The organism is Staphylococcus simulans (assembly GCF_002994445.1).
Classification (GTDB): Bacteria; Bacillota; Bacilli; order Staphylococcales; family Staphylococcaceae; genus Staphylococcus; species Staphylococcus simulans_B.
The window spans coordinates 24,496-41,650 of record NZ_MRZJ01000009.1 but is presented as its reverse complement, the minus strand read 5'-3'; the positions used below and the strand labels follow the sequence as shown (position 1 = coordinate 41,650).

The following is a 17,155-nucleotide window of genomic DNA, read 5'->3' as shown; positions in this document are numbered from 1 at the left end:
TTTACGCACAATACGAAAAACAATTTTGCCAATTTGCATTGCTTGTCTTTGGCTGATTTTTTCCATGATAAGCCCTCCAATTTTTTTGTTTAGTATAACACGGGTTGCGTGTACCTCAAATTGATATCTGTTTTACTTTTACCCTATATTGTTTATCATTCGTCACATCATATAATGTTAAATATTCGCCATGCCCTGCCCCTGTATCTATGTTAATGGCGTCTTTTGTTTTATAGATGATGCCTTTTTGATTTACTTTCCTGAAGGTAGGTACATGGCCGTGTATCATTATTTTGCCAGGGGTATGATTAACAAAGGCATTATGATAGAACCCGGTCAATTGTACAGCTGTTTGGGATGTGATTGGAATATTCGGTGCGATACCTGCATGAACAAAGAGATAGTCTGCTGTCTCATAGTAAGTTTGGAAGGATTCAATCAGCGGCCGCCATTTTAATTTACGTCCATCTTGTTGGAGACGTTGATAAGTCATAGCCAGTTTATGATGCATGGCTTGTTCAATGTGCTGCATATCGGCTAACCACTGCAATTCATGATTGCCGAGCAAGACAATGGCGCCTTCTTGCTGGAGCTGTTGAATCAAGGCTAATGTACCTTCAGAATCCGGTCCTTTGTTGACATAGTCTCCGCATAATACCAGTTGATCATTTCCTGGGTTATATTGCGCTTTGTCTAAGAGCAGTTTTAAGGATACCCCATGGCCGTGAATGTCTGAAGCGGCTAATAATCTCTTATGCAATACTTAACGCTCCCTTCTCTTCTGCCAAATATCCAACAAAATAAGAATGACTGACGTAATACCGACAGATAATAAGGCCATAGCCATCCCTTGTGCCGATTCACCTTGTTCGAATTGTCGGTAAATATAAGTCGCAGATGTATCTGTATTCGGCGGTCTCAACATTAATGAACCGACAAGTTCACGCATGGAAATACAAAAGATTAAAATCCATCCTGAAACAATACCGGGTAATAATAATGGAAACTTGATTGTTCTAAAGCGTGTCCATCCTGTACTGCCGCTCATTTCAGCTGCCTCCATCAAATTCTTGCCAATCGTTTGATTCACGTTTTTGATATTTTGTACGGCATACGGAATATAAAGTACAGTGTACGTAATCACTAATATCGCAATCGTATTATACGCAGGTATCGGATTGTTTGTGTTATTCCAAAAGAGAATCAAACCTATCACTACAATAATGCCTGGCACTGTATTCGGTAATAAACTAAAGAAGTCGATCAACTTACTGCTCCATGGTGATTTGGCTTTTGTTTGTTCAGATGCTAAAACAAACCATAAACCTAATGCACTCGCGATAGTTGCGGCTGCTAGGGCCAGCATGACACTATTCAACAGTGCAATACCCCCATTGCCTGATAAGACTAATACAAAATTTTCTAAAGTAATATTATGCAGTTTTAATCCTCTGGATAATTGCTTCACAAAGGCATTTACAATAATACTGGCATAAGGCATCACAATCATCATAAATAACAATAGCCCTACAATACCGTAAAGGAGACTATCCCATTTACTTTTTGGTTGCTGCATCGTCTTTCTGCCTTTACCGCTGTCTCCAGCAACTGCAGTACGTATTTGAAACCATGTTTGAAAGGCCCAAACGGTCATACTGACACCTAATAAGAGTGAAGACAATAATGCGGCATGTTGAAAATCTATCGGCCATATCGATGCACTATGATGAATTTCAGAAGTTAATACAGCATAGCCGATACGATTCCCCATTGTGACCGGTGTACCGAACTCGCCGATGGTCTTCACAAAGACTAATAAAGCTCCCATACTATAACCAGATACAAACATCGGCAGCATCACACGGCGAAAGCGATACATAAATGAACCGCCGTAAATTAATGCGGCCTCTTCTTGAGACTGCTGAAGATTTAATAATGCCTTTTTAAGAATGACATACAAGAATGGTGCTAAATGACAACTCATAATCAATGCCATCCCAAAGAATGAAAAGAACAACGGCGTGATCTTATCAATACCTGGAATCAACTGTTCTAGTAAGCCATTGTGCTGCATTGTCAGCATCCATCCCATCGCACCGATATACGGCGGTGTCATAAATGGAATCATAATTAATATATCCAGCCATTGATGTCGTGCTAATGCAGTCTTTACCATAATGAAACTTAAAGGCAATGCGATCAGTGTAGAAAGGACAACGACCGCAAGTCCCAAAATGATAGAATTCCACAATATCTTTAAATTGTCTGCTTGAACTAATTGTTTTATATTATCTAGAAATCCCGCTTCAGCACTCGGCATAAATCCTTTAATCAAAATCATACATAAAGGCATGACAATTAAACACACTAAAATAACAATCGCAAGCAGGCGATTCATACTTTGTGCTATACCTCGGCTTTCAGCAAAACTTGAATGCGGTTCTTTCACTTTCTATTACTCCAATCTGTAAAAAAGTAGGCGGTACAACAACAAAACAATGTCTGTTTGTTTTGCTGGTTGGACCACCTTTTCATCACTTTGTTTTAACCTTTCATCATGCTCATGAATTTTTTAAGTACTTTTTCGCTTTCTCCTGATAATGATGGCCAGTCGTATTTCAATTCTTTAATATCTTCACGTGCTTTTGTCTCTTTATTTTTATGCGCTGATTTATCATTTGGAATTAAGAAGTGCGCATCAACTTGTTTTTGTCCTTTTTCACCTGTCGCATAATCCATATACGCTTTTGCGGCTTCTTTATGTTGTGCTGATTTCAAAATGAATGCTGGGCGCGGTGAAATTGCAGTACCTGATTCTGGGAAAGTAATATCTACTGGTTCACCTTTTTTCTTTGCTTTATAGACCATATAGTCTACGCCGCCGTAGACAGCTTTATTTTCACCTTTGATTACTGTTTCAAGTGCAGGTTTGTTCGCACCCGCTAATTTCATACCGTTATCTTTTAATGCTTGGTAGTCGCTCCATGCTTGTTGGTCATTGTTATGAACTTTGATAGATAACATATCTAAAGCAGTACCTGATTCAGATGGGTTCGGAATCGCTAATGCATCTTTATATTCTTTGTTTAATAAGTCTTTAACATCTTTAGGTGCTGTTTTGACTTTATCTGTATTGTAAGAGATACCAAGTGCACTGCCTCCGATACCATACCAATAACCATCTTTGTCTTGCCAATCTGGATACAGCTTATCAGCATTTTTAACTTTGTATGGTTCAATCTTGTCTTGTTTTTTATAATCCAGCGCTGCAGGTAATGAAGCTAACTGAACGACGTCTGCTTTCGGATTATCCTTTTCTGCTTCTAAACGTCCTAAGATTTCACCTGTTGTACCTTGATATACTTGAACTTTCTTGCCTGATTCTTTTTCAAAGTCTTTCACCATATCTTTTACTAATGCATCAGGACCTGCAGTATAAAGCACAAGTTTGTCTTTACTGTCTCCTGAATCTTTACTCTCTGATGATTGTGCTTTGTCTCCTTCTGGTTTATTTTGACAACCTGCGAGTACAAACACCATTGCGATCACTGCGATACTGAACTGTACAATACGTTTCATTATTATTTCTCCTCCAAATTAATGAGATAGTGTTGTGATATATCAAACTGCAAAGTCACTTTGTCACCTTCATCAAAGTAGGCGTCATCATAAAACATGACCGTGACACCTTCTATGTATGCGGTATATTCATAACGTTCACCTGTATAACTCACTGTAGCAATTACAGCTTCATAACCCTTTTGTGCTCTGTAAATGTGTTCTGGTCTAAGTAGCAAGCCTTTGTGTCCTGTTGCTTGTGTATGGTTCACCGGCAGCTTAAGCGTTGTCTGATCAATATGCATATACTGTTCGGATAGTGTGCCTTTTAAGAATGTCCCTTTTCCTATAAAGCGTGCGACTGCTTCGGTGTTTGGATGTGCATATAAATTTTCCGGTGTATCAAATTGCTCGATTGTGCCGTTTTGCATGACTGCGATACGGTCTGACATGGTCATAGCTTCGTATTGGTCATGTGTTACGAATATTGCGGTCATGTTGTATTGTTTCACTAAGCGCTGAATCAATATACGCATATCCTCTCGCAGTCCTGCATCTAAAGCAGATAAGGGTTCATCCATTAATATCAGTTCGCATTTTGAAACAATCGCACGTGCTAAAGAGACACGTTGTTGCTGTCCGCCGGATAGTTCATGAATTTTACGCTTCCCATAACCTTCTAAGTGAACTTCTTTCAAGACTTCATTGACACGTTGTTTTAAATCCTTAGTATCTTTTTTAACGCGCAAAGGATAGGCAACATTTTCAAAGACTGTCATATGCGGCCATAAGGCAAAGTCTTGAAAGACCATTCCGATATTGCGGCGTGAAGGAACAAGACTGATGTTTTTACCTTGATTTGAAAAGAAGACACGACCGTTTTGTTCAATATGGCCGCTATCTGCTTTTTCTAAGCCGGCAATTAAACGCAGTAATGTAGTTTTACCGCTGCCAGATGCGCCAAGCAAAGCAACAAACTCACCTTCAGCAATATCTAAGTCCACACCTTTAATAACCGATTGAGTACCAAATGCTTTTTTCAAATGACGAATTTCAAGTGCCACTGCTTTCACCTCTCTTCAATGCCAACTATAAACAACAGATATTAATGCATATTAAATACAGCATTAACAAACTATCAATATTTTCAATGTAGTATGTATATTGATATAGAGTTTCTCTATGTCTTTTTATATATTGTGATGTCACTACATAGATAGAGGAGACTAATGATGAATATTAAGCAAATGATGATATTTAAACAGTTCGTTGAAGTTCAAAATGTGAATGTGGTCGCAGAGAAGCTGAATATCACCCAGCCCACTGTGACGTTTCATTTAAAGAATTTAAGTGCCGCACACCATGTGCCGCTCTATCATAAAAAGGGAAAGTTGATTACATTAACGCAAGCGGGTCAAATACTGTATCAAAACAGCATTAAAATTTTAGCGTTAGTTGAGGAAACTGAAAATATATTGGGAGACTATAATACTTCCAAGAGAGGAACACTTAGAATCGGCGCTAGTCACGCACCGATTTATGGGATTTTGCCTAAAACTTTAAAAGCATTTATGGAACGTTATCCGGATATCGATATTCAACTAGAAGTCGATACGGCACCGAATACCATACAAAAAGTAAAACATAGAGATGTAGAAATTGCGGTGATTTCTGAAAGCGGACTTGAAGACCATGATATTGAAATCAAACGACTGCTTTCAGATCCGTTAATGTTAGTCATGGACCAGCAGCACCCATTAGCTGACAAAGCTGAAATCACTGTTTCAGATATTCAAGCCTATCCGCTGATTATTCATAGCAGCGGTTCTACTAAAGAAAAGATTGATGAATGGAAACATACGAATCTCATCCAGCTGCATCCCGTCATGCAGTCGAACAGCATGAGCAGTATTATCGAGACAATTCGAGATTCACACTTCATCAGTTTGTTAAGTGCCAGTGCTGTGACACACCCTAATATCATCAGCAAAGCAATTCCGGATGCACCGGCAGAACGTCATATTTCAATCGCTTATAAATCTGACCGTGTCATTACTCCTATCATTCAAAACTTCATTTCATTGTTATATCAACTAAAATAAAAAATGACCTCCCGTCAGTCTTACGTCACTGACCGGGAAGCCTTACCGCTATACATCTAATGCCTTTGTTATGCTGTTTAGCGGTAACCTTTAATAATTTGAAAAGATCATATCTGTTTTTAATTGATCATTAGTTTCGTGAATACCCATTGCATCTAATTTATGAATGATAGATTGCTGTACGCTTTTAGCCTCTGATTCACTTGATACTTTAGAAGAGATTTCAACGACATTATTTGAACCGATATCCCAGTTTTCAATCTTCACTTCATTGCCATCTATATTTCCTTTATGGCGTTCAAAATGAACAGGACCGATAAGTGACGGATTTGAAAATTGAAGCAACGATTTAAACGGTGCTTTGGCATTCGCTTGCAACACTTCTAAACTTTTTGAAGCATCCGGCAATTGACTGCCTAAGCTGACTTTTGATTCGTTAGAAGCACTTAATGTTTGCTTGCCTTCTCCATACTCTACTTCATATTCATCTGTTTGAAAGCCGTCTTGCTTTGCTTTAGATACTGCACTTTCTACATCGCCATTCATGATGGGATAACGTTTCTTATACTGTAGTTTAGTCTCTGCATCTTCTTCAGATTTTCTGACACGATAAGTGATGTTTTGGCCATAGTTTGTACGCTTTGCGTCATCTATGTATTGTACAGAGAAGTCTTCATCCTTATCTTCTGAACCTAACTGTTCTAAAATGTCGTGTTGAATATGACGATTATCTTTCACAATTTTGTCTGCTTTTGCATACACCTTCACTTCATATTGATCGACTTGTGCGTGACTTTGACCACCTGGCAGCAACATGAACATTGCGCCGATGGCGCAGCTTGATTTTAAAAGTATTGATTTCATAACTCCACCTCCAATTTCAATGTACCTTTAAAATATAAAGCTTTGACTTGTCTAGATTTAACTTCTTATAAATTTTCAAACAACTGATTAATACCTATATAGATAAACTGAATAAAATAACAATTGATTTAGGTTTAAACTTACATATATGCTGATAACATACAAAGAAACAGGAGGTCATATTAAGATGAATGAGGCATGGCAAACAGGCATCCAATTTCTAGGTCAATTATTCACCGGACAAGTACCGGCTGCTTTTATCATCATTCTCGTTATATCATTTCTGCTCAATTTTTCAATTGATTATATCTATGAAATGAATCGTTCAACTGATTTAAACCCGATTACTAACCTATTGAAAAATCTCATAGAATCGACAATAGAAACATTAGCATTCATTTACTTTTTTATTGCGTTTATACATATGCTTACCGTTATTCCATTTTTAAAAATTATTGACACTTCTACCCTGGCAATAGGCGAAATGACATTGATTTGTTATGCGGTTTACAGTGTTTTCAACATTCCATCAATCATGATTATGTACGCACCTACTATGCTTGGCCGTATCTTTAATTTGCTTGGGCAAGTCATTATCGGAGGATTGATTTACTACTTATTGTTGATAATTATGCCGCTGCATATTCCATTTAATATGCCTTTAATCATCGGTGCTTTTGTCTTAACACTTATTGGAAATCTTATTATTTGGAGTGCCACAGTCGCTGAAGCTGAAAAAGAAAAAAGTGAAAAACAAGCGAAAGCCAGCAAGCAATAAACTGCCGTCTTTCTTCTCTTTAATCGCATCACTTTCTATGTTAGGATTATTACTTGTAAGTGTACATGATATAGTGAAAATGCGAGATGCAACCTTAAAGCGAGGTTGCTTTTTCAATGAGATTCTAAGGAATAAGTCCTGATTATTTTTCAATAAAAGAGAGAAAGGCAGAGAAATATGAAAATCAAATACATACTGTTGCTTGCACTCACGACGGTACTGCTTGCGGGTTGTGATTATTCGAAGAGTTCCAACCGTGACGGCTTCTTCTTTAACACGTTCGCAAAACCAATGGATCAATTGCTGCATTGGTTAGGCCATAACCTTAACAACAACTATGGACTTGCAATTATTGTCATTGTCTTAGTGATTCGTTTGGTAATGCTTCCGTTTATGTTAAGCCAAACTAAGAACGGTCAAATCATGCGTAAAGTGATGGAATTTGCAAAACCAGATATGAAAGAAGCACAAGAAAAAGTTAAACGTGCGCGTACACAAGAAGAAAAAATGGAAGCACAGCAAGAAATGATGAAAGTCTATAAAAAATATGACATCAATCCGATGAAAAACATGTTAGGCTGTCTTCCAATCTTAATTCAAATGCCTGTACTATTCGGTTTATATGTCGCATTAAAATGGCCATCTCAAGGCGGCATTTTAGATCATCCGAACTTCTTATGGTTCAAACTGACTGAACCAGATATTTGGATTACGATTATTGCCGGTGTACTTTACTTCTTGCAATCACTAGTAAGTTTAGAAAATATGCCGAAAGAACAACGCCAAATGGGTTATATGATGATGATCATTTCACCTATCTTCATCGTATACATCTCACTAACATCAGCATCAGCACTTGGCCTATATTGGTCAGTCAGTGCCATCTTTATGATTATTCAAATGTTCTTTGCGAATAGACATTATAGTAAAGTCGCAGATGAAGAAGTGGCACGTATTAAACGCGAACAAGCTAAAAAAGAGGGCAAAGATAAAAAGCCTAAAAATACAAAAGTCGTTGCTAAGAAGAAAAAGAAAAAATAAGCAATACTTAAGCCCGGGAAGTCGTTATTTCTCGGGCTATATTTATGTCTAAGTATTCAACTGTCTTAAAAGAAACGCAGTAAAATGATACCGATAAAAATACAAATAATGCCTGTAATTTTACGAGCATTGATTCTATTTTGTTTAGCACCTAATATACCGAAGTGGTCAATAATCACACCCATTAACATTTGACCAAGCATTCCGACAATCGTTGTCAGTGCTGCGCCAAGATGCGGCATTAAAATAATATTAGCTGTAACAAATACCACACCTAATATACCGCCGATAAAATAAATCGGCTTGATTTTACCGATATTCGGTTCGAATTTTGAAAGTTTAAATGAACGATTCACTATCGCTGTAATGATTATCAGTGCAATCGCACCAATACAAAATGAGATAAGCGAAGCAAACAGTGAACTATTTACTTGCTGACCTAACTGACTATTAATCGCTGTTTGAATCGGAGGCGCAAATCCGAACATAAAGCCGATAACCAGCCACGGCAATACCATTGCTGATGTCTCAGCTTTTTGTTTATTACGCACATAATTCATCACAATAATGCCGATAAATAACAGTAAGACACCGACGAATTTTAAAAATGTAAATGGCTGAACATCCGCATTAAACCACCCGAAAGTATCTATAACACCCCCCATAATAATTTGACCGGCAATGGTAATAATCACTGTCAACGATGCACCTAAACGCGGAAATAACAATAAATTACCTGTTAAAAATATAACACCTAACAATCCGCCTACAAACCATGTGTAATTCAAAGATTGATTGGCAAAAAAGCTCGGCGTAAAGTGACTCGGTGTCACTATTAAATTAACCAACAGTAAGAAAATAGCCCCTACTGAAAATGAAATCGCTGATGAATAAAAGGACGAATGTGTAAATCGTATCAGCTTTGTATTAATAGATGTTTGAACCGGTACAACCATACCAGCTGCCAAACCTAATAAGAATAAAAACAGCATAAGCTACCTTCTTTCTAGTCTTAGTTAGATTAGTATAGCAAACCCTGAGATCTTCATAAATGCTAATTATCTCAAAAGATTATTGAAGCAAGAATACAAAGAGTAAACAGGCAATCTCCAAATGATTTTCATTATCTTGTTCAACACTCTAAAAAGCAAAAATCAGCATGTTTAAAGTAATTCAAAAAATTGAATTTATCAATAGGGCTATAACAATAGAACCATTAAACTTGCATCTAAACTTGCATCGTTTCTTGATTTTTGTTTAATATATATACAAAATCAGTTACAATGAGTTTAGATGTTGCACAAATGCAACATGTTTTTCATACAAAAAAGTCCACACGGCAATGTGGACTTAACTTACTAGTTATATTTCAGCAGTAATAAATCTGTAAACCATAAGAAAAGAGTAGATTAGGTATCAACTATCAGCCTATTCTGCTCTGTTTTTTTGCCATTCTGCTAACATTGGCGAAACTGCTGCTATTATTGAAATAACTTCATTTAAATTTAATTTAATGATTATTTCTATGATACTAACACCTCCTTTCATAGCTGAAAAGAGTGACTAGTAAGTATGTATTAATTATACGAACATTTGTTTCAAATTTCAAAGCGTCTTGACCCACTAAAATTTTTTTAATTTTGTCAATTTTAGAAAGAACACTGTCATATCAACCTTTTCAGACTTGAAATTACTCAATATTTTCCCGAAAATTAAAATTTGTAATTTTACCCTTGCTATTTTCAAGTTATTTTAAATGTATGACACTGTTGGGATTGATAAATATATACAGAACACATGTTCTATTTTATAAGAATGGGTATCTCTCTAAAAGAACAAGAAACAAAAAGCCCACGGTTTTCATGAGATTCAAAGTATAAAAAAGAATAGCACCCTGAAAGCAAGTAATCCAAGTTGCTATTCAAAGTGCCGTCCAAGTCCTTAAACTTTTGACTATATTAAAATTTTCACTTTTCTATGTGATGTGTGATTAAGCAGCCACAGTTTAATCCTAATATTCTTCTGACTCAGCTTCTGCTTCTTCTTGTTTTTGAAGTTCAGCTTCTTGTCTTCTCATTGCTTCTTCTTCTCTTGCGGCTTGTTCATCTTGACGTTTCATTTCAGCTTCATAAGCACGTTGATCGGCTTCTTCTTGTTTTTGACGTGCAGCTTCTTCACGTTGATAAGCCTCATCTTGGCGTTTCATTTCCGCATCGAATTCCTTATCGAGACGGTCTTGTTCTTTTTGCCATTCAGCTTCTTCGCGATCCAATTGCTTTTGGTATTCTTTTTCCCACTCTTCACCTAATGCTTCATAGAGTTTCTCAACACGTGCTGCTAAATCATTGTATTCTTTATTGGTTACCCCACGTGTCACATGATTCATTTTTTCTCCATCTGTCAGTGCATTATACTCATCTACTAATGCATTGTATTCTTCTGCTGTATAAGGATAATCTTCAGAATCATCTTTTGTTTTAGAAGATTTTTCTTCTGATGCTTCTTCTGTCTCACTGTCATGTGATTTGCCTTCTCTGATAAGTGCTTGATGCAAATTCCATTTTGCTTTTACATTGCTGTCTTTGAAGTACGTATCCATCTCTAAGGTATAGACTTTTGCGTCCGGCACATCAAATACTAATGTACCTGTAGCTGTTTTACCTTGATTTAATTGATGTGAGAACATACCGTCTGTACCGTCGCCGCCATACCAATCAGGATAAGTTTCTCCTCTGACGTTCATTGTAAATGCGCTTGAATCTACAAGTACTTGATCGCTGTTGTTATTTTTAAATTTCAAAGTTACTTTTAATGCTTTTCCGTTTTCAGGTGCACTGTATTCATCATAATCATTGATGTACTCTGCTTTAACGACACGTACATCGACACCGTCGGCGTCTACGATTTGCCCCACTCGGAAAGTTTTCATTTGTTCTGTTGCCTTTCCTCTGCTTTCTGTTGTTTCAGTCTTTTCTTCAGACTTTGCGCCGCTGCAGGCTGCTAATAAAAATAATACACTTACCATTAAAAACCAAAGTCTCTTCATCTGTCTCTCTCCGCTCTGTATTTAGTTGTAAAAATCCTTAGATAGCTAATGTATTCGACATCAAATTATCTGTATAACAACATTTTATAATACTTTTAACACAAAGCAATCTATTTTTGAGTTTTTGTTAAGAAATAATTAATTTAACATGATTTAAATGCTATAACCCATGTATCATGCAAGATTTGTGTGAATATGACTGTGTAAATTTGTAATTTTCGTAGAAATTAGGATTAAGACCTTTCTATTAGGAAATACATATAAAAGTGGGATATTTATTCATACAATTTAATGAATAATTTCCTTTTTGCATTTGCGACAAATGCACGTTTGAAGTTATCTAATGCATAACGGTAACTTCTCTGACAAATTTAACGATAAATTTATAATAATTGTGCAACATTGCATTGACGAAACCAATGGAAAGCGTTTACAATTAATGTGAAATCAATCACATAGAGGAGTTGTATTAGAATGCAAAACTTAAGAAACAGACATTTCCTAACATTATTAGATTTTTCAAACAGAGAGATGGAGTTCCTATTGAACTTATCCGAAGATTTAAAACGAGCTAAATACGCTGGAATCGAACAGCAAACGCTTAAAGGAAAAAATATTGCATTAATTTTTGAAAAAGACTCAACTCGTACTCGTTGCGCATTTGAAGTTGCAGCAGCAGACCAAGGTGCAAGTACTACTTACTTAGGACCAACTGGTTCTCAAATGGGCAAAAAAGAAACAGCAGCAGATACTGCACGCGTTTTAGGCGGCATGTATGACGGCATCGAATACCGCGGATTCTCTCAACGTACTGTTGAAGTACTTGCAAAAGAATCAGGTGTTCCAGTATGGAACGGTCTTACTGATGAAGATCACCCTACTCAAGTATTAGCTGACTTCTTAACAGCTAAAGAAGTATTGAAAAAACCTTACCATGAAATCAACTTCACTTACGTTGGTGACGGACGCAACAACGTTGCGAACGCATTAATGCAAGGTGCAGCGATCATGGGTATGAAATTCAACTTAGTTTGTCCAAAAGAATTAAACCCAACTGATGAATTATTAAACCGTTGTAAAGATATCGCTAAAGAAAACGGCGGCGAAATCTTAGTAACTGACAACGTTGACGAAGGTGTTAAAGGATCAGACGTTCTTTACACAGACGTTTGGGTATCTATGGGTGAACCTGATGAAGTTTGGGAAGAACGTATTAAATTATTAAAACCTTACCAAGTGGACCAAGCAATGATTGAAAAAACTGGCAACCCGCATGTTATCTTTGAACACTGCTTACCATCATTCCACAACACTGACACTAAAGTCGGTAAAGAAATCTACGAAAAATTCGGCTTAAAAGAAATGGAAGTAACTGATGAAGTCTTCGAAGGCAAACACTCAGTAGTATTCCAAGAAGCTGAAAACCGTATGCACACTATCAAAGCTGTAATGGTAGCAACTCTAGGAGATATTGGATAAGGAGGACATAAAGCATGGCTAAAATCGTAGTAGCATTAGGCGGAAATGCCTTAGGCAATTCCCCACAAGAACAATTAGAACTAGTGAAAAACACATCAAAATCACTTGTCGCATTGATTCAAAAAGGGCACGAAGTAGTCATCAGTCACGGCAACGGACCGCAAGTCGGCAGTATCAACCTAGGATTAAACTTTGCGGCAGAACATGATCAAGGTCCAGCTTTCCCATTCCCAGAATGCGGCGCAATGAGTCAAGCTTACATTGGTTATCAACTACAACAAAGTTTACAAAACGAACTACACAATTTAGATATCAAAAAACCTGTTGTGACTTTAGTCACACAAACAGTTGTATCTAAAGAAGACCCAGCTTTCGAGAACCCAACAAAACCAATCGGTAAATTCTACGACAAAGATTTAGCAGATACAATCTCTAAAGAACGTGATTACACATTCGTAGAAGACTCAGGTCGCGGTTACCGCAGAGTGGTACCATCACCTCAACCGATTGAAATTGTGGAATTACCAAGTATCGAAGACTTAATCAATAACGGATCTCTTGTTATCGCCGGCGGCGGTGGCGGTATCCCAGTTGTTAAAAACGACCGCGGTGATTTACAAGGTGTAGACGCAGTTATCGATAAAGACAAATCAAGTGCTATTCTTGCAGCACATATCAAATCTGATAAATTGATTATCTTAACTGCAGTAGATTATATCTTCATCAACTTCGGTAAAGAAAATGAAGAAAAATTAACTGAAGTCACAACTTCTGATATGGAAAAATATATTGAAGAAGGTCAATTCGCAAAAGGTAGTATGTTACCTAAAGTTGAAGCTTCTCTACAATTTATTGAAAAGAACCCAGAAGGCGAAGTACTCATCACTTCTCTAGAAAATCTAGATGCTGCATTAGAAGGCAAAGTGGGTACAGTGATCAAGAAGTAGACCATTTTCACTTACAACTAAGTGATTAGTACATTAAATTGATTATAAAAATTGCCTGAACACGATTGAACAATTCAACTTTTGTTACAACTTGTTCAGGCTTTTTTATAAATTTTCATTACATAATTTATATTCATATTCTATCGCAAATAGGTATTAGGTTGTCAGTTCTCATCACTGACAAAAAAATTTTACGTTTTAAAAAAGAGTATTCTTACACTCAGTTAATATGATAACTGCATCTCACACTATCCCTGCTTGAATAGCGTTTGAATATAAATTTAACACTGCTTTTAAGCACAGCTTGAAAAGCGATTAATAGTAAGGGACAAAAAATGCATCTTGTCTTTCTATTCTATCTTTAAATATACTCGCTGCATTTTGCGCTCCTTTGCTTATAAGGAGATGATTAGTATGGATCATGCAAATGAAATGAATGCTGCAAAAGAATCAACTGAACCACCTAAAAAGAAGAAATTTAAACTGCGAATGCCTGGCGCCTTTGCCATTTTATTCATTTTAACAGTAGTAGCAGTCATCGCAACTTGGCTGATTCCAGCCGGTGCCTATTCTAAACTTTCCTATGAGCCTGGTTCTGATCAATTGAAAATCGAGAATCCTCAGAAAGAAATTAAGAAAGTACCTGGTACACAAGAACAATTGGATAAACTCGGAGTTAAAATCAATATCGAGCAGTTTGAATCTGGCGCAATTAACAAGCCGATTTCCATTCCTGATACTTATGAACGATTAGAACAAAATCCAGCAGGACCGGCACAAATTACAAATGCAATGGTACACGGTACAATCGAAGCCGTAGATATCATGGTATTTATCTTTGTACTTGGTGGATTAATTGGGGTCGTTAGCGCAAGCGGTTCATTCGAATCTGGACTGTTAGCCCTAACGAAGAAAACAAAAGGACATGAGTTTGTGCTCATATTTATGGTATCTATCCTCATGGTTCTAGGCGGTACCTTATGTGGTATCGAGGAAGAGGCCGTCGCCTTCTATCCAATACTGGTGCCTATCTTCATAGCCATGGGTTATGACTCTATCGTCTGTGTGGGTGCCATATTCTTGGCAAGTTCCGTCGGAACTACGTTCTCAACAATCAACCCATTCTCTGTAGTAATTGCCTCTAACGCTGCAGGTACTACATTTACAGAAGGATTGTATTGGCGTTTAGCAGGTTGTATTGTCGGTGCAATATTCGTTATCGGATACTTATATTGGTATACTCAAAAAATCAAGAAAGATCCAAAAGCATCTTACTCATATGAAGACCGAGATAAATTTAATGAACAATGGTCAGTTATGGGTAAAGACGAACACGCAGATCAATTTACATGGCGTAAAAAAATCATTTTAATCTTGTTCGTTATCCCATTCCCATTAATGGTTTGGGGCGTTATGACACAAGGTTGGTGGTTCCCTGTTATGGCCGCAATGTTCTTATCTGTCACAATCATCATCATGTTCATTGCTGGTATGGGTAAACATGGATTAGGAGAGAAAGGAACCGTCGATGCCTTTGTCAATGGTGCATCAAGTTTAGTAGGTGTATCATTAATCATCGGTTTAGCCCGCGGTATCAACCTTGTTATGAATGAAGGTTTAATTTCAGATACTATCTTGAAATTCTCTTCTGATATCGTATCTCATGTGAGCGGTCCGATCTTTATCATTATATTATTAATAATCTTCTTCTTCTTAGGATTTATCGTACCGTCATCTTCTGGTTTAGCAGTACTATCTATGCCTATCTTTGCGCCGCTAGCGGACACAGTAGGTATTCCAAGATTCGTTATTGTTACTGCATACCAATTCGGACAATATGCAATGTTATTCTTAGCACCAACTGGACTTGTAATGGCTACATTGCAAATGCTCGATATGAAATACTCTCACTGGTTCCGATTTGTATGGCCAGTTGTAGTATTCGTACTGGTATTCGGTGGTGCCATGTTAGTAACACAAGTATTGATTTATTCATAATCAAAGATAAAAAATATTATACCTTAAATCTAAGCGGAGGTTCGAAAGAATCTCCGCTTTTTACATTTATATAGGAAGAAACTCGTAATTTTATCCCCTATCCACCTTTTTTCTGCTTTTTACATATAACGGAGCATAATAAAAGCCCGCTGCTTAATTTAAGCAACAGGCTTCAATTTATTTTAAATAGAAAAGTAGTGAAAGTGATGCACTAATTCAAAATGCTTTTCTCTATAAGCACAATAAAACTAAATAAGGGGAACAGCTGAACACTGCTCCCCCTCATAAAAAAAGAATCAACTATTATGTGCATGCATGCTATGCAAGCAACAAAATTCCCTTCTTAAGGGCTGATGTAGCGTTTACATCTTTAGAGCAATTATAGCGGCCAACGCAGTATCTTAATTGGAAAAAATACTGCGTTAACCTAGTTGGAAAAATCTGTAGAACTAAGATAAAATTTACATCCTGTCTGAATACTTAGTAGTTCTGTGTGAAGTGGGACCTGTACCAGTTGATTTCTTTCAGGCAGCACCAACCATTAAAATGCTGCTTTGAAATCAAAATGCTAAATTGGGATAGGCTTTACAGTAATTCTCTATCTTTCATACTATAAAGCCCGGCATTTGGATGACTGATACACAGGAGAAAGCTCTGTGATCAATCATATAATTTTTGAAATGCAGTTTTCCTCTTTATCTTTTCTGCATCCATGTTTCAGTTGCATATAATTATGATCAGCCTTTATTTATCTATCAGGCGTTTCATCGTAGTTATGTTCTCTCTTTCTACAACTGCGTTCTGTAATGTTTCTATATCTGTTTTACAAAAAATCATATACGTTTTGAGTTCTAAGTGACTAATAGATGTGTGCGTGTTTATGTCCAACTGGATTTTTAACTGGAAATAACATAACCGTTATGAAATAGATTGCCTTTCATAAGTTATTTTTTTACCAGCTGTCCGATAAACAAATAGTTGATTGATCATCTTACTGTCAAACCTCATGAAGTTAGTTACTATTTTCTTGTTTGATGATTCAATCTTGCACAAGCCCTAACCTTCTGTGTATGCAAACATAAGTTGGGATATGTTGGCCTTACAAACACCAACTTTAATCTTTGTTTGAGATTCTATTTTGCAAGCACTGGGCTTGTGCATGGATAAATATTAACACCTCTTTTTTTGATAGTCAACAAAAATCTTAAAATTTTTATAGGTTTTATTAAAAACATTACATTCCACCGCAATTTCTAGGCGCTCAAGTTTAAGAAATAAGCACAATCGATATATTTATAAAATCGCTTTACATCAGCTTTCAAAAGACTTTTTTCAGTATTTT

At 36.7% G+C, this 17,155-nt stretch carries 13 protein-coding genes; 6 read left to right on the top strand and 7 right to left on the bottom strand.

Annotation, left to right across the window (positions count from 1 at the left end):
- Positions 1-115: 115 nt before the first annotated feature.
- The 4 genes from C7N65_RS10425 to C7N65_RS10410 form a co-directional block, all read right to left on the bottom strand.
- Positions 116-760 (bottom strand): metallophosphoesterase, encoded by a 645-nt coding sequence (locus tag C7N65_RS10425; protein WP_105994412.1) that lies wholly within the window; start codon positions 758-760, stop codon positions 116-118.
- Positions 761-763: 3 nt separating this feature from the next.
- Positions 764-2,398, bottom strand: coding sequence for an ABC transporter permease (locus tag C7N65_RS10420; RefSeq protein WP_105994445.1), 1,635 nt, complete (start codon positions 2,396-2,398; stop codon positions 764-766).
- A 146-nt stretch (positions 2,399-2,544) separates the two neighbouring features.
- Entirely contained in the window at positions 2,545-3,579 is a 1,035-nt protein-coding gene (locus C7N65_RS10415) for an extracellular solute-binding protein (RefSeq protein WP_105994411.1), read from the bottom strand.
- Between the two features lie 2 nt (positions 3,580-3,581).
- Positions 3,582-4,622 carry an ABC transporter ATP-binding protein gene (locus C7N65_RS10410; RefSeq protein ID WP_105994410.1) on the bottom strand — a complete coding sequence of 347 codons (1,041 nt, stop codon included), beginning with the start codon at positions 4,620-4,622 and terminating at the stop codon, positions 3,582-3,584.
- A gap of 168 nt (positions 4,623-4,790) precedes the next feature.
- On the opposite strand from C7N65_RS10410, the gene C7N65_RS10405 reads away from it, so the two are divergent.
- Positions 4,791-5,660, top strand: a complete 870-nt coding sequence (locus C7N65_RS10405) for a LysR family transcriptional regulator (RefSeq protein WP_105994409.1) — start codon at positions 4,791-4,793, stop codon at positions 5,658-5,660.
- A gap of 90 nt (positions 5,661-5,750) precedes the next feature.
- Here C7N65_RS10405 and C7N65_RS10400 read toward each other — a convergent pair whose 3' ends face one another.
- Entirely contained in the window at positions 5,751-6,524 is a 774-nt protein-coding gene (locus tag C7N65_RS10400; protein ID WP_105994408.1) for a hypothetical protein, read from the bottom strand.
- 187 nt (positions 6,525-6,711) lie between these two features.
- Here C7N65_RS10400 and C7N65_RS10395 point away from each other — a divergent pair, with 187 nt between their 5' ends.
- Positions 6,712-7,302, top strand: a complete 591-nt coding sequence (locus tag C7N65_RS10395) for a hypothetical protein (protein ID WP_105994407.1) — start codon at positions 6,712-6,714, stop codon at positions 7,300-7,302.
- 177 nt (positions 7,303-7,479) lie between these two features.
- Entirely contained in the window at positions 7,480-8,343 is an 864-nt protein-coding gene (gene yidC / locus C7N65_RS10390) for a membrane protein insertase YidC (RefSeq protein WP_105994406.1), read from the top strand.
- A gap of 65 nt (positions 8,344-8,408) precedes the next feature.
- On the opposite strand, the gene C7N65_RS10385 is transcribed toward yidC, so the two are convergent.
- Both C7N65_RS10385 and C7N65_RS10380 read right to left on the bottom strand, forming a co-directional pair.
- On the bottom strand, positions 8,409-9,335 hold the full coding sequence (locus C7N65_RS10385; protein WP_105994405.1) for a DMT family transporter: 927 nt from the start codon (positions 9,333-9,335) through the stop codon (positions 8,409-8,411).
- Between the two features lie 1,019 nt (positions 9,336-10,354).
- Positions 10,355-11,389, bottom strand: coding sequence for a DUF4352 domain-containing protein (locus tag C7N65_RS10380; protein WP_105994404.1), 1,035 nt, complete (start codon positions 11,387-11,389; stop codon positions 10,355-10,357).
- Positions 11,390-11,863: 474 nt separating this feature from the next.
- Between C7N65_RS10380 and argF the strand changes: the two genes are divergently transcribed.
- From argF to C7N65_RS10365, 3 genes are all read left to right on the top strand, one after another.
- The gene (gene argF, locus C7N65_RS10375; RefSeq protein ID WP_105994403.1) at positions 11,864-12,868 is read left to right on the top strand and encodes an ornithine carbamoyltransferase; all 1,005 of its coding nucleotides are present in this window, start codon (positions 11,864-11,866) and stop codon (positions 12,866-12,868) included.
- 14 nt (positions 12,869-12,882) lie between these two features.
- Positions 12,883-13,815: a carbamate kinase gene (arcC, locus tag C7N65_RS10370; protein ID WP_105994402.1), complete on the top strand. Its 933-nt coding sequence runs from the start codon at positions 12,883-12,885 to the stop codon at positions 13,813-13,815.
- A gap of 432 nt (positions 13,816-14,247) precedes the next feature.
- On the top strand, positions 14,248-15,813 hold the full coding sequence (locus C7N65_RS10365) for a YfcC family protein (protein WP_199790685.1): 1,566 nt from the start codon (positions 14,248-14,250) through the stop codon (positions 15,811-15,813).
- The last annotated feature ends 1,342 nt before the right edge of the window (positions 15,814-17,155 follow it).